We start from the raw sequence: 14,026 nt of genomic DNA on the forward strand, positions 1-14,026 counted from the left end.
GCCACGATAAACGGAAACGAGCAGGAAGTTCAAGCGATCGGCGTGATCGCACAGGAGAAGCCAGACGCGGTCCACCCATCAGCCGACCTTTGAGCCATCCAACACTTCACGAACCTTTTGTGCCAGTGTCGTCGGGGTGAAGGGCTTTTGCAGGAACGAATGTTCGGTATCGATGCCGCCTTTGGAGAAGGCCGGATGGTCCGGGTAGCCCGACATGTACAGCACCTTGACCTCCGGACGAACCGTCGCCAGCTTCTCAGCGACTTCAGGGCCGCTCATTTGCGGCATCACGACATCCGTGAGGAGCAAATGAATCGGCCCCGCGTGCTTGGCGCCGGTGAGCAAAGCTTCAATCCCGTGGCGAGCCTCCAACACGGTATACCCATGGAGCCGCAGTGTTTCATTGACCAACCGCCGAACCCCCGGTTCATCCTCCACCAGCAACACCGTCTCACGCCCTCGAACCGAGTCACCGCCGACGGCCACCGATTCGGCCTCCTGACTAGCGGCTTCCACACGAGGGAAGAATATTTTGAAGGTAGCACCACGACTCGGCTTGCTCTCCACTTCGATGAACCCACCGCTCTGCTTGACGATGCCGTACACGGTCGACAAACCGAGCCCCGTCCCCTTGCCCTTTTCCTTGGTGGTAAAAAATGGCTCAAACACGTGCGACTGCGTATCCTCGTCCATCCCATGTCCCGTATCGCGCACAATCAGCGCAATATAGGAGCCTGGCTCGGCGCCCATCGGCGGACGATTCCGGCGCGGGCCAAAGTGGACGTTGGCCGTTTCCACGGTCAATCGGCCGCCGCTCGGCATGGCATCACGCGCATTCACGGCCAGATTCATGATGACCTGTTCGACCTGTCCGGGATCCGCCTTCACCTGCCCTAACCCGGAGTCGAGCACCGTACACAGCTCCACGATGTCCTCGCCCAGCAATCGCCTGAGCATGCCCTCCATGTTGTGGATCACGGAATTCAGGTCCAACACCTTCGGCGCAATGAACTGCCGCCGGCTGAAGGCCAGCAACTGCCCCGTGAGACCGGAGGCACGATCCGCCGCCTTTTTGACCTCTTCCAGCTCCTTCCTGAATCCATCGGTCGATGAGAGCCGGCTCAACACCAATTCGCTGTACCCTCGAATCACCGTCAGCATGTTATTGAAGTCGTGGGCGACCCCGCCGGCCAGTCGTCCGACGGCCTCCATCTTCTGCGACTGCTGGAGCTGCGCCTCCGTGCGGCGCAAGGCCTCCTCAGCCCGGGCCCGATCGCCGAATTGCCCGATCTTGAGCCCGACATCGGCCACCATTTTCAACAACTGTTCATCCGGCTGTTTGATTTCGCGCCGGAACAACTCGATGATGCCCTCTACCTCCGTGCCGACTCGCACAGGAAATCCAAACGCACCATGCAACCCGACCCGGGAGGCCGCTGCGCCGCGAGGGAAATTCGCCTCTTGCACCACATCCTTGATCCAGGTGGGCTCCCCTGCCTGCCAAATCCGTCCTGGAAGCCCCTGGCCGATCGAAAACGTATGCTGCCAGGTCTCCAGCACAAACTCTTCGGCATTCAGCCCCGGTGATTGCCAGACATCCAAGCAGCGCAACACACTGCTTTGCCGGTCCAGCCGCCAGAAAATACCCAGTTCCCATTCCAGACTTTCACAGATCGCCTGGAGAATTTTCGGACCGGCTTCCTCCAACGTCCGTGATTCGGCCAACACGCGGGTGACGGCATATTGAGAGGCCAGCTGCCGCTCAGTCCGCTTGCGGGCCGTAATGTCCCGGATGAAGGCGCTGAAAATGTACGCATCGCCCAATCTGGCGGGTGAGATGGTAATTTCCACGGGGAATTCGTGGCCATCTCGATGATTGCCCATCATCTCGATCCGTCGATTGAGCAACGCACCTTGTCCACTCTCCAGGAAATGGCGCAACCCGCGTTCATGTGCTTCCCGGTCGCGCGCGGGAATCACTGTTTCCGATACACGGCGACCGAGCGCTTCCTCCCGTTCCCATCCGAAGATGTTGACGGCCTGGGCATTCCAATCGGTAATGATGCCCCCCGCGTCCATGGAAATGACGGCATCCAGCGCCGTGTCGACAATGACCCGATTGCGTTCCTGGCTTTGCAACAGCGCCGCTTCTGCGGCCCGTGCCCATTCACTCTCTTGTTGCGCCTGCCGATGCTGATCACGCAGTCGTCCGGTGGCCCAGAGCAGCAATCCCACCATCGGAATCCAGACCACCACACCGGCAATGCCCAACTTCCACATCATCGCCCGGATCGGCAGAAGAATGACGTCGCGATCGATCCGCAAAAGAATCGTCCACTGCAACCCCGAATACTCGCTATACCCCTTGGTCTGTGAATATCCCGTCACCACCGGCACACGACGGCGCACATGCATTTCCTCGACGTACCCGGCCTTGCCCGATCCGCTCAGCAGTACCGAGGGCAACCCCAGCTCGCGAAGATTGGTCCGCTCCACCGCGGCCGACGCGGAATCGACAAACACCACACCGGCCTTGGTCAAAAATTGATACTCGAATGGCCCCGCCGCGCCTTCGGTCTGCTGAATTTCACGCACCGTCTCGATCAGAACGTCCTCCAGCATCGGCAGTCCGATGCGGGTCGTGACCGCTCCGAGAAACTGACCACTCGCGTTGACGATGGGAGCCGTGAAGGCGATCGACTCGATCTTGTTATTCGATTCGTGGATTTCGACTTCGTCGACCTGCACCGTTCCGGTATCGCGGACACGCTCGAACCAGCCGCTCCGGCCATAGTCCAGACCGATGGTCGCAGAGTCCGTCGAAGCCACCATGCGTCCATGAGGATCGGTTACCCCCAGCCACAAATAGACCGGCGCGTAGGTTTCCTTCATCCACTGCAGATATTCATTGATATACTTCCGATCAGCGGAACGGTCCGAGAACGCTCGGGCCATCATGCGCACATCGGCGTGCCGTTCAAAGAGCAGGCGGTCGAGCTTATCCGCTATCTCCGCCGAGGCGAGCGTGAGATTTTCTCCCGTCGCCTCCACCATCCGCACTTCGATCGAGCGCAGCATGACGACCCCAATCACGAACGCCACGATCGTCATCCCGACGATCAAGACGGGCAACCAAGGATACGAACGGCGTGAGGACGCGGCAGGGGAGGACGCAGTCATCGTCGAGGCTCCGTCACAGTGTAATTGGGCAACAATCGCGCAGGACGATACCAGTGTTTGGCGCGAGCCAGACTCGGGAGACCGGAATCATCCATGGTATTGATCCACCATGCCCCTTTGTCGCGAGCTTGGCGACAGAATTCACGAAATATGAACGGCCCTGCCCCCACCATATCCCGATCCGCCACTTCCAGCAAGACACAGAACACCGACTCGTTCAGCCACATCCCCATGGAGTAGGCTCGAATCCGTCCTTCGACTCGCACCACCGCCCCGGTCAAGCCTAATTCCTCATACCCAGACAGCGCCGCCTCATGAGCCCCTGAAGCATCCTCCAGCAGGGCCTGGGCCCAATCGTCTGTCCCGGCCTGCTGCTTCTGTTCACGCCACTGTTGGAACAGGCTCAGACAGGCCAGTCGATCACGTGGGTCATAGGGCTCGAATACTCCTCCCTGCTCACGGAGAAACCGGTTACAGGCCGCTCGAGGCGATCGATACGCATCCCCGGCAAGCTCGGCCATGTCGGCGGCCGCATAGAGATAATCCGGTTCCCTCGCCGTCACGACATATCCCGCAGCGCGCAGTTCCGCGACGGACGCCTCCGGGACATTGTCCATTCTCGTGACTGGGGACTGTCCATTTCGCTCACGCATAAAGCGAAACGCCGCAGCCACTGAATCAACGACCGGTCCCTTGCCAAGCGGAGGGAGGACCAGAAAGATTCCGTCCGGTGAATCGGCAAACAGGCACAGATGCCCGTGCAGGTCGGCCCAGGAATAAGTCAGGCGATGGCGCCAGATGTAATGAAAGGCCAACGAGGCAGCTGCAAGAGGCGTCTCCTGAGCGCCCGGGCTTTCGGCCAGGGCAGACTCCAGCCGGGGACGGTCCTGAATGGTCAAGGGCTGCGTCCGCACGCGTAGCTTCCCCTGTTGGAGACGTTCAGTCACCCGCGCCAAGGGGCGAAGCACAATCACATCATCCTGGAATCGTCCGATCAGCCTGGGATACCGCGCCAGCGTCTCCACGGTGGCCTCCGCCTCGATCCACTGCGCGACGTCCTCGGCCGCTTGCTCGATGGGGGCAGAGCGGAGGTCTCGCATGTACGGACACTTCGTATCCCAACCGAGCAGCACCTCTGTATGCGCGGCATTCCACATCAAGGCAAAGGGATACAGCCGACAGTCGAGTGGGCGCACAGCATAGATGCGGCACTCCGAGGTGGCAGGATCAAATGCCGGACAGAGATAGCCCTCGCCTGACGGATTCGGCACCAATTCGATTTGGGCGCCCTCCGCATCGGGAAATAGCCCCGGTGACAGACCGGCCTTCACCGCCGACTGAATTTCGTCCGCCGTAAAGAACGGGCGTAGAAAACTGGTCGACTCAGGGAATCGGCAACAGACGTCACAGTGAAGACAGGCCGTGCTCGGCACGATCTGCAGGAGGGACTGACCGACGGGCCGTGACGGACTCGCCGCGGAAGCTTGAACGAATGGACTCGTCATGAGCTGTGGCGGCATTCTAGCACTAACCCACAAAGTGTCCTACTGCTCAAGAACCCTTCCCTCGCCAGACCGTGCCCCCGGACAGGAAAAGGCAGCCCCCGCCGGTGCGGCGACTTGTACCGGTGTCGGAGGCCATGGTACGATTTGTCCCACCTCGAACCAAACCGCGAGTGCGAAGCATGCGACTGCGCTGCGAGCATCGAGGATATTGCATTGGCACTGGCACAACTTTCACGTGAGCCGTTGAACTCCGACGAAGCCCGCCGACGTTGTCTCGCAATCCGCGATGCGCTCGTTCATGCCGGCATTTACAGCCCGGCCGAGACAGGGCCCGCGACATCAACCACCGCCGATTCCACGCCGCCCCCCCTGCGGTTCCGCCTAGCCCCGACGGCGTTTCACCTGTCCCCATCCGATGTGACGTTCTTCCAGCAGCTCGGCCAGGACCTGCTGGCCTTTTATAAGGCCCTGAACCGCCTCTACCAGGACAGTGTGCGCGGCACGCAACCGGCTTGGGTCGCCGACTATCTGGATCAAGGGAAGCCGGAAGCCCTCATCACCTACAGCCGCATGAATCGGTTTCGGAACCTGTTGCCGGGTATCATTCGGCCAGACGTCATTCCCACCGCCGACGGAATGGTCATCACCGAGCTCGACTCGGTTCCCGGCGGAATCGGGCTGACCGCTTGCTTGACCCGGGCCTACGACGACCAGCTCAGGCTCGATCCATCCCCTGCCGCGTCGCCAGACCGCTCTTCGTTGATCGCCGGGCGCGACGGCATGCTGCAGGGATTTGCCGCCATGCTCCGCGCCCAACAAGGCGAGCAGGAGGGTTGCCTGGCCATCGTGGTCTCGGACGAAGCCAAGGAATATCGGCCTGAGATGGAATGGATGGCCGGCCGCCTGCGCGAAATTGGATTCCTCGCCTTCTGTGTCGAGCCCCGAGCCATTCAGTTCACCGAAGAGGGCCTGTTTCTCCAGGACGAGGCCCAACGCCGAAGGATCGGACTCCTCTATCGCTTTTTCGAATTGTTCGATCTCAAGAACATCCCCAAAGCCGAGCTCATGATGTACGCCGCCAAGAAGGGACTGGTCACCGTCACTCCGCCCTACAAACCAGCCCTGGAGGAAAAGCTCGCTTTCGGCTTGTTTCACCACCCGGAGCTTGCCGCGTTTTGGGAACAGGCCTTGCCCAACGGACTGCTGTCCAGGTTACAGCGGGTGCTGCCTCGCACCTGGATCCTCGACCCCAGGCCGGTCCCCCCGTCTGCGGTCATTCCGCACCTGGCAATCAGCGGACGCGCGGTGTCGGACTTTCGTCGCTTGGCACAGACCACCCAGAAAGAACGGCAGCTGGTGATCAAACCCTCAGGCTTTTCTGAATTGGCCTGGGGCAGCCGGGGGGTCTCCATCGGGCACGATTTGCCGCAAATCGAATGGGCCTCCGCCTTGGAACAGGCACTCCAGTCGTTTCCAACGACACCTTACGTGTTACAGGAATTTCACAAAGGTCGCTTGTTCGATTCAGCCTACTTCGATGAACGACGCGATACCGTGGTGCCGATGTCCGGGAGAGCACGCTTGTCGCCCTACTATTTTATTGTCGGCGACAAGGCCGAGCTTGGCGGGGTGTTGGCCACGCTGTGCCCCTCCAACAAAAAAATCATCCATGGCATGGTCGATGCCATCATGGCGCCCTGTGCGATCAACCCGGACATCCCCACCGAGGGAGAAGGTGCCAATGGTGGCCGACACACACCGCATGCCCCCATGACCGATCCAACATTGTCATCGTAGGTACTCATGGCTCTGACGCTGTATCATGTCCAATGGTGTCCCGATTGCGCGGTCGTCCGCGACCGTCTTGATGAATTGAACATCCCCTACGAGGGAGTGATCGTACAGGATTTTCGCCCCATGCGCACCCAAGTCTACGAAGTGTCGGGGCAATATTATGTTCCGGTCCTGAAGGACGGGGATACGGTGCTGACAGAAACCCACGACATTCTCGCTCACCTGCAGACACACTACGATAAGGCGCAACCGTGAGGAGACCGCTCATCCCCACATCGGGCACGCCTCGACCCATAGCACATACGAGATGCCACGGACCGACGCAGCCCGTCACGGCTCGAGATACCGGGCTGGCATCAGCGAAAGGATAGACCAGTGGAGGATTGGAGACGCATCCTGGCCGACAGCGTGGTGAAGCCGAAGGATCTGGCCGAACGGCTCGGAGTCGACCCGAAGGATATCGAAGACATCGTGGGGGACTACCCCATGCGCATCACCCCGACGGTGCTGGGCACCATCAAGGAGAAAGGCGATGCGATTTGGAAACAGGTCGTCCCTGATCGTGCGGAAATGGCCGATGCCGACGCGGAAGACGATCCGCTCGAAGAGGACCTGATGAGCCCCGTCCCGCATCTGGTCCACCGGTACCCCGACCGCGTCCTGCTCATGGTCACCAATCAATGTCCGATCTATTGCCGCTTCTGTACGAGAAAGCGACTGGTGGGTAAACCGGGATTCCTGAAAAAGGGAGAGCTCGACCGGGCCATTGCCTACTTGCGCGAACACCAGGAAGTACGGGACGTCATTCTGTCCGGCGGAGACCCCCTGCTGCTGCCGGATCATCTCTTGGAGCGGATTCTCAAATCACTCCGTACGATCCCCCATTTGGAAGTGATCCGGATCGGCACGCGGGTGCCTGGCAGCCTGCCGGAACGCATCACGCCCAAACTCTGCGAGATCATCAAAAAGTACCATCCGTTCTATATGAACCTGCACTTCAATCACCCCGACGAACTGACGCCGGAGGTCAAACGCGCCTGCGGCATGTTGGCCGATGCCGGGGTTCCCCTGGGGGCACAGACTGTGTTACTGAAAGGCGTGAACGATGACCCCGAGATCATGAAACGGCTGATGCACCAGTTGTTGTTGGCTCGAGTCAAGCCGTATTACCTGTATCAGGCTGACCTCACGAAGGGGACGAACCATTTCCGGACATCGGTCGAGACCGGTCTCCGGATCATCAAAGCCTTGCAAGGACATACGAGCGGCATGGCCGTTCCGCATTTTGTCATTGATGCGCCCGGCGGCGGAGGGAAAATCCCACTGCTTCCCGGGGATTATCTGGTCAATCTGGACGAAGATAGCGCGGTGCTGAGAAACTACGAAAACAATACGTACCACTACCCCCAACCCGGCTCCGCCCACGGGCGCGAGTTGCCGATGGTCGGCGCACACCCTTCCTGGGGCACAGCGGCGAATGGGTGCGACGGAGGGAGCGATCACCTGTGAAACGGGCCCGGGCCTCGAAGGGAATTCTCCCCTACCAAGATATTGTTCAACTGATCGGGAGCGGCGCCATCACATCGGAAGCCCCAATCGAAAACCGGCAGATCCAGCCGGCTAGTTTGGACTTGCGGCTGGGGAAGAAGGCCTATCGCCTGATCAGCAGCTTTTTGCCCGAACTGTCCGCCATTAGCAGCCGGCTCAATGTCCTCGACTTCTATCAGTCCGATCTCGTGATGTATGAGATGGATCTGTCGCAGGGCGCGATCCTCGAGAAAGGCCACGTCTACCTGGTCCCCCTCCTGGAACAACTGGAACTTCCTGCCACGCTTCGTGCCCGGGCCAATCCCAAGAGCACGACTGGACGGCTGGATGTCTTCACCCGCGTGGTCACGGATTTGAACGCAGGCTTCGATGAGATCCGGGCTGGGTATCGAGGGCCGCTCTACCTGGAAGTCGTCCCCCGCTCATTCGCCATCAAAGTCCGCACAGGCGACTCATTGAATCAAATCCGCTTCGTCCGTGGCGATGCCACGGTCTCGGACGCCGCCTTACAAAAATTGCATACCACCGACCCGCTCCTCTACCGCAACGCCTCCCCCCCGAAGGCGCTTCCTCAACAGGAATTCCGCACGGAGCGCGGCCTGTTCTTGCGGATTGATCTCACTGGCAGCGCACACGACGATGCGGTGATCGGGTACCGGGCGAAAAAAAACAGTCACGTCATCGACCTGGCAAAGATCGGGCATTATGCGGCACTCGACTTCTGGGAGCCCTTAAAACGACACCGGCACGACAGTCTTCTCCTGGAACCGGAAGAGTTTTACATCCTGGCCTCCAAGGAGCGGATACGAGTCCCACCCGGCTATGCCGCTGAAATGGTCGCCTATGAAGCGGCTTGCGGCGAACTCCGCACCCACTATGCCGGGTTCTTCGATCCCGGCTTCGGCTATGGGGACGGCAAAATGCGGGGCACCCAGGTGGTCTTGGAGGTGCGTCCCCATGACGTCCCATTCCTCATTCACGACGGGCAAACCTTCTTCAAAGTAGTGTATGATCAGATGTTGGCCATGCCGACAGAAGTATATGGCACGGCACTCGGCTCGTCGTACCAACGGCAAGCCCTCACCCTCAGCAAGCATTTTAAGGCCTGATCATGGCACCACCCAGCGATCTTCCTGAAGCGTCGACACGTCCGTCCCGACCCCATTTGAACCAGGAGAGGCCGGACGAGGAAAGCCATTCCGATCGGCAGGCTCATGTCATCGGAATGATGATCGGCACGGCCTTGATGTTCATCGGCTTTCTCGACGTCTTCCTATCGATCAGCGGTGGGTTCGAAATCAACGTGGTGCCGCTGCTGATCTACTTCGGCGGCATCGCGGTCTGGGCGAATGCCGTGGTCGAGAACCCGACCATCCGCTATTCCCTCATGGCGGGCGCCGTGCTGATCAGTCTGGCGTTTTTCCACTATGGCGAGGTCCTCTTCTGGCACAAGCAAGTCGTCTTCTGGTCCACGGTCGGAGTGGTCATGTACTTCATGTTCAAAGACACCAAGCCGATGACCTGAATGGTCCCTCGTGGCGCCGGTGACCACGCCCTTGCTTCTTGCCCGATGACCATCGCCGTCATCATCCCGGTTCTCAACGAAGCCCGCTGCATCGGGCAGACACTCGCCCACACTGTCAGGCTAGGATTCGATGAGCTGGTGATCGTCGATGGCGGGAGTGTCGATACGACCTGCGCGATCGTCGAATCGTTCGCCGGACTCGATCCGTTTGCCACCGAACATATCTCGCCACAATCAGCGACCCGCGTTCGCCTACTGACGGCGCCACCCGGGCGCGCACGCCAACTCAACGCAGGAGCCGCCGCCAGCCGTTGTGACGTCCTGCTGTTCCTGCATGCCGATACGCAGCTTCCGGCAAATGCGCGACAGACCGTCTCGACGGCCCTGTCCGACCAAGCCCGCATCGGCGGGCGGTTCAATGTGCGCTTCGACTCTCCGTGCCTGATGGCTCAGGTCATCGCCACCTTGATGAATCTTCGATCCCGACTCAGCGGCATTGCCACCGGCGACCAGGCCATCTTCGTGCGGCGCGACGTTTTCGAGCGCATCGGACGGTTTGCCGATATCCCCCTGATGGAAGACATCGAGTTTACAGGGCGACTACACCGAGCCGGGCCGGTCGTGCCCCTGTCTGAGACGGTCGTGACCGCCTTTCGCCGGTGGGAGCACAACGGCCCACTGCGCACAATTTTGTTGATGTGGACCCTTCGCTTCCTGTACTGGATCGGCATCAGCCCGCATCGGCTCCAACATTTTTATGGCATGGTGAGATAAATTCATGCGTGTTCGACCGACAGAGCGACAGCAACCAGCCTCGACAGCCCTGGTCATCTTTGCGAAAGCCCCGATCCCGGGGCAGGTCAAGACCAGACTATGCCCCGCACTGACCGAGGATGAGGCCGCCACCCTACACGGCAGTTTTGTGCTCGACACGCTCGAGCGGACCAAAGCCGCCATGGGCAAGTTCAAGCTTCAGATCGATCGTTACCTGGCTTGCGCCCCGTCAAGCAGCCATGCGTTTTTCCGGATCATGGAAGCCCGCCATGGTGTCACCCTGTTGGACCAGGAAGGGGAAGATCTTGGCGCACGGATGCAACAGGCCTTCGACACCTTGTTTGCTCGCGGCTATCGGCACGTCTGTGTGGTGGGAACGGACGTCCCTTCGCTGCCCTTGACCCACTATCGGGATGCCGTGGCATCCCTCACTCGCCATGATCTCGTTCTGGGTCCGGCCCAGGATGGCGGCTATTACCTGATCGGGATGACGAGGCCGCATCCCCACCTATTCAGAGACATGCCCTGGTCAACGGATCAGGTGCTGGCACTCACGCAACAGAAGGCCACGGCCGAGGGATTGAACATCGCGCAGCTTCCGACCTGGTCCGACGTCGATACCATCGACGATCTTCAACAGATGATTGAGGACTGCGCAGCAGACAAGACACGGCCCAAACAGGACCGTGTCTATTCAATGCGGACGACCGATGCCTTGGAATTGCTCGCCAAACGTCTGCGAACTCGCCAGACCTAAGGGAGACTCACATGCCCAACCACGTAGCCCTGATCACGGGCGGAGCCAAAGGTATCGGCCGCGCCATCGCCCTCGATTTGGCCGGCCAAGGCTGGTCCGTCGCAATTTGTTACCGCACCAGCGCGGCCGCCGCACAGGAGACCAGTGCGGCAATTGTAGCTCGTGGTGGTCAAGCTTTGGCCGTCCAATGCGACGTGTCTGATCCGCAAGCCGCACAACAGCTGGTCGCGCACGTCGAAACCCAGTGGGGACGCATCGATGCCCTCATCAATGGAGCCGGCCCATACCATCGCGTGAACCTCTTTGATGAAACGGCGGCAGGCTGGCGGGAAATGTTCGACGGCAACCTCCATCCGATTTTTTATCTCGGGCAAGCCGTCGCTCCCGGCATGAAGGCACGAAAGTTCGGACGCATCATCAATTTCAGCATGGCCAATGCCGATCAAATGGTGGCACAGCCGGAAGTGACCGGGCACTATATCGCCAAAGCCGGCGTATTGATCCTCACACGCACCTTGGCCAAACTGCTCGCGCCGTACGGGATTACGGTCAACGCCATTTCTCCAGGCTTTATCGATTCCGGGAGCGCACCGCCGGAGGAACTTGCGGGCGTGGTCAAACGGATTCCTGCCGGATATGTCGGGAGTGTGAAAGACACAGTCGGCGCGGTACGCTACTTACTGAGCGAAGAGGCGCGCTATGTGAACGGCGCCAATCTGCATCTTAGCGGGGCGTGGGGGATTTAACCGGGCACCGTCACTTGGCGAAGAAGAGAATGGCCGCGATGATGGCGGCCATCGCATAACTTTTGGGGTCCTTGACCGCAAACACCACCGGATCGTCATCCATTTGGCTTCGATAGGCCAGCATCCAGACCCGACTGATCCAATACAACATCACCGGGCACACCAGCCACAACACATCCGCGTGCGTATACAGCAGAAGGACCTCTTTACTGCTGATATACAGCGCCAACACCAACACCGCCAAAAGCCCACTGGCCGTTCCAATACTGGACACGTGCTCCAGATCCGTCACCCAATACCCGCGCCCATGCAACCCCTTACCTTCGGTTTGGCTCATGAGCCGCAATTCCGTGAACCGTTTCACCAACGCCAGACTCAGGAAGAGAAACAGCGAGAAGGTCAACAACCAATGCGACGGCGCAACCCCGGTCGCGGCCCCGCCCCCGTAGACACGCACGGTATACAACTGCGCCAAGACGATCACATCCAATAGCACGAATTGTTTCAGGTAGAACGAGTAGCCAGTAGTCAACACCAGGTACCCTGCCAGCACGAGCAGGAACAATGGGGGAAGCGCAACGGCCAACAGGACGCCCCCGACGAGACAAACCGCAGCCAAGGTGAGACCAAACGGGATCGACAGACTGCCGGAGGCAAACGGCCGATTTCTTTTCCTCGGGTGCCGACGATCGGACTCCAGATCGAGACAATCGTTGATGATGTACACCGAGGAGGCACACAAACTGAAAGCGAGAAAGGCCAGCCCCGCCTGCAGCATCAACCGACCGTTGATCAGTTGATGGGAGGCCAGCACCGGAACAAACACCAACACGTTCTTGGCCCACTGATGGACACGCAACGCCTTGGCGACCGACTTTGCCCATTTCGCCGGCGAGTTGAAGACACGGCTGACCGTCGTCAACGTACGAGCGCGACTTTCAACGGCGGCTGACGCATTGACGACAATCGCCTCGCTGGCCTCGGCCCATACCGGAAAGTCAGCCGTGGAGTTTCCGGCATAGGCAAAACGGCGAGTCCCGTACCGCTCAACTAAGAGGGCCACTTTACGCACCCCCTTCAGATTCACGGAGCAGTCACTCCCAAAGACTCGCTCATCGAACAAACCGAGGTGGGTCGCTACCGCCCGAGCGAAACTCTCGTGGCTGGCCGTAGCGAGTATCAACTCTCGCCCGGATCGGCGTTCCTCTGAGAGAAACTCGACTAAGTCCTGGTCATAAGGCAAGGTGCTGGCATCGAGCGTCACCCGTCTGGCAATCTCATGTTTTAGGTAGGCTTTGCCTTTGATGAGCCACAAGGGGAGCAGAACAACGAGAAGTGGATTCTGCTTGAGCAACACGAGAAGTGATTCCCAAAGCAGATCCGTCTTGATGAGGGTGCCATCAAGATCGACGCAGAGCGGAGGTTTTGCCTGCACATCCTTCCCCATAAGCAGCAGGCAGGATTCTATCGGCTGGGGGACGGTCACGCAAGAACTCGCAAGAATCGTGCGGGTGGGAACCCTGAGGAGATGGACAAGGGAAGGTCGTGCAATGGGCCGGACGGATCAAGGACAGGCAGGAACCCTCTCCGACCCGCCGCCCCCTCGTTAGGATGCGGCGAACGCTTTTTTCAACAAGGGCTCGACTTCGCCCTTGGCTTCCATCGGATCCAAAATATCGGTGTCCCCGTAAAACTGTCCGTCGATGAACACCTTCGGCAAGGTCGGCCAATTGGTCAACCGGGTCAAGGCTTCGCGCTTGGCCGGCTGAGACAGCACATCGATGAGTTCGTAGGGATACCCGTATTTCTCAAAAAAATGCATGGTCTCCCGGGTAAACCCGCACATCGGCATGGCCTTGGTCCCCTTGCCGTAAATCAATATCTTGTTCGCCCTAATTTCTCGTTGAATCTCTTCCTCAATCGGGTCAGCCATCTGTCCCTCCCTACTTGTTCACTTCATCCGGTGTTGTAGCGGTAATCTCTAGCGCATGAATACGCCCGTCTTTCATGGGAGCAGCGAGCGCGTGATACACCATCCGATGCCGGTCCAGAAGATTCTTCTCAGCAAAACCCGCCGACGTCACCCGCACGATCAAGTGGTCCTGTGTCCCAGTCTTATCGATCACGGTCACGGCAGCGTCAGGAAATATCTGACGGATGTATGTCGTCACGGCCTCTGCAGTAATCATCGTGTCCG

General features: G+C 59.5%; 13 protein-coding genes. 8 read left to right on the forward strand and 5 right to left on the reverse strand.

Annotation, left to right across the window (positions count from 1 at the left end; all coding sequences use genetic code 11):
* Window positions 1–78 precede the first annotated feature (78 nt).
* Together JNL86_11320 and JNL86_11325 are read right to left on the reverse strand one after the other, a co-directional pair.
* Window positions 79–3,180, reverse strand: coding sequence for a PAS domain S-box protein (locus JNL86_11320; protein MBL8043495.1), 3,102 nt, complete (start codon window positions 3,178–3,180; stop codon window positions 79–81).
* Window positions 3,177–4,685 (reverse strand): DUF2156 domain-containing protein, encoded by a 1,509-nt coding sequence (locus JNL86_11325; protein ID MBL8043496.1) that lies wholly within the window; start codon window positions 4,683–4,685, stop codon window positions 3,177–3,179. Before JNL86_11325 ends, JNL86_11320 begins: the two co-directional genes overlap by 4 nt.
* A 213-nt stretch (window positions 4,686–4,898) precedes the next feature.
* On the opposite strand from JNL86_11325, the gene JNL86_11330 reads away from it, so the two are divergent.
* The 8 genes from JNL86_11330 to JNL86_11365 all read left to right on the forward strand — a co-directional run bounded on the left by JNL86_11330 (window position 4,899) and on the right by JNL86_11365 (window position 11,829).
* Window positions 4,899–6,482, forward strand: coding sequence for a hypothetical protein (locus tag JNL86_11330; protein MBL8043497.1), 1,584 nt, complete (start codon window positions 4,899–4,901; stop codon window positions 6,480–6,482).
* Window positions 6,483–6,488: 6 nt separating this feature from the next.
* The gene (locus tag JNL86_11335) at window positions 6,489–6,734 is read left to right on the forward strand and encodes a glutathione S-transferase N-terminal domain-containing protein (protein MBL8043498.1); all 246 of its coding nucleotides are present in this window, start codon (window positions 6,489–6,491) and stop codon (window positions 6,732–6,734) included.
* Window positions 6,735–6,854: 120 nt separating this feature from the next.
* On the forward strand, window positions 6,855–7,988 hold the full coding sequence (locus JNL86_11340; protein MBL8043499.1) for a KamA family radical SAM protein: 1,134 nt from the start codon (window positions 6,855–6,857) through the stop codon (window positions 7,986–7,988).
* Window positions 7,985–9,136, forward strand: a complete 1,152-nt coding sequence (locus JNL86_11345) for a 2'-deoxycytidine 5'-triphosphate deaminase (GenBank protein MBL8043500.1) — start codon at window positions 7,985–7,987, stop codon at window positions 9,134–9,136. Before JNL86_11340 ends, JNL86_11345 begins: the two co-directional genes overlap by 4 nt.
* 2 nt (window positions 9,137–9,138) lie before the next feature.
* Window positions 9,139–9,552, forward strand: a complete 414-nt coding sequence (locus tag JNL86_11350; protein ID MBL8043501.1) for a hypothetical protein — start codon at window positions 9,139–9,141, stop codon at window positions 9,550–9,552.
* The gene (locus tag JNL86_11355; GenBank protein MBL8043502.1) at window positions 9,553–10,326 is read left to right on the forward strand and encodes a TIGR04283 family arsenosugar biosynthesis glycosyltransferase; all 774 of its coding nucleotides are present in this window, start codon (window positions 9,553–9,555) and stop codon (window positions 10,324–10,326) included.
* 4 nt (window positions 10,327–10,330) lie between these two features.
* Complete coding sequence (locus JNL86_11360; protein MBL8043503.1) at window positions 10,331–11,083, forward strand: TIGR04282 family arsenosugar biosynthesis glycosyltransferase; 753 nt, start codon at window positions 10,331–10,333, stop codon at window positions 11,081–11,083.
* A gap of 11 nt (window positions 11,084–11,094) precedes the next feature.
* Window positions 11,095–11,829, forward strand: coding sequence for an SDR family oxidoreductase (locus tag JNL86_11365; GenBank protein MBL8043504.1), 735 nt, complete (start codon window positions 11,095–11,097; stop codon window positions 11,827–11,829).
* A 10-nt stretch (window positions 11,830–11,839) separates the two neighbouring features.
* On the opposite strand, the gene JNL86_11370 is transcribed toward JNL86_11365, so the two are convergent.
* From JNL86_11370 to JNL86_11380, 3 genes are all read right to left on the reverse strand, one after another.
* A complete protein-coding gene (locus JNL86_11370; GenBank protein MBL8043505.1) occupies window positions 11,840–13,276 on the reverse strand; it encodes a UbiA family prenyltransferase in 1,437 nt (478 codons plus the stop codon).
* A gap of 159 nt (window positions 13,277–13,435) precedes the next feature.
* Window positions 13,436–13,762, reverse strand: coding sequence for a glutaredoxin (locus JNL86_11375; GenBank protein ID MBL8043506.1), 327 nt, complete (start codon window positions 13,760–13,762; stop codon window positions 13,436–13,438).
* 10 nt (window positions 13,763–13,772) lie between these two features.
* Window positions 13,773–14,018 carry a BolA/IbaG family iron-sulfur metabolism protein gene (locus tag JNL86_11380; protein MBL8043507.1) on the reverse strand — a complete coding sequence of 82 codons (246 nt, stop codon included), beginning with the start codon at window positions 14,016–14,018 and terminating at the stop codon, window positions 13,773–13,775.
* Window positions 14,019–14,026: the final 8 nt, after the last annotated feature.

Origin of the sequence: Nitrospira sp., assembly GCA_016788885.1 — a bacterium.
GTDB lineage: Bacteria > Nitrospirota > Nitrospiria > Nitrospirales > Nitrospiraceae > Nitrospira_A.

What these genes read in the sequence shown, in the direction of transcription:
- JNL86_11320 (MBL8043495.1), bottom strand. Translation starts at nt 3,180, where the DNA reads ATGACTGCGTCCTCCCCTGCCGCGTCCTCACGCCGTTCGTATCCTTGG.
- JNL86_11325 (MBL8043496.1), bottom strand. Translation starts at nt 4,685, where the DNA reads ATGACGAGTCCATTCGTTCAAGCTTCCGCGGCGAGTCCGTCACGGCCC.
- JNL86_11335 (MBL8043498.1), top strand. Translation starts at nt 6,489, where the DNA reads ATGGCTCTGACGCTGTATCATGTCCAATGGTGTCCCGATTGCGCGGTC.
- JNL86_11350 (MBL8043501.1), top strand. Translation starts at nt 9,139, where the DNA reads ATGGCACCACCCAGCGATCTTCCTGAAGCGTCGACACGTCCGTCCCGA.
- JNL86_11355 (MBL8043502.1), top strand. Translation starts at nt 9,553, where the DNA reads ATGGTCCCTCGTGGCGCCGGTGACCACGCCCTTGCTTCTTGCCCGATG.
- JNL86_11360 (MBL8043503.1), top strand. Translation starts at nt 10,331, where the DNA reads ATGCGTGTTCGACCGACAGAGCGACAGCAACCAGCCTCGACAGCCCTG.
- JNL86_11365 (MBL8043504.1), top strand. Translation starts at nt 11,095, where the DNA reads ATGCCCAACCACGTAGCCCTGATCACGGGCGGAGCCAAAGGTATCGGC.
- JNL86_11370 (MBL8043505.1), bottom strand. Translation starts at nt 13,276, where the DNA reads ATGGGGAAGGATGTGCAGGCAAAACCTCCGCTCTGCGTCGATCTTGAT.
- JNL86_11375 (MBL8043506.1), bottom strand. Translation starts at nt 13,762, where the DNA reads ATGGCTGACCCGATTGAGGAAGAGATTCAACGAGAAATTAGGGCGAAC.
- JNL86_11380 (MBL8043507.1), bottom strand. Translation starts at nt 14,018, where the DNA reads ATGATTACTGCAGAGGCCGTGACGACATACATCCGTCAGATATTTCCT.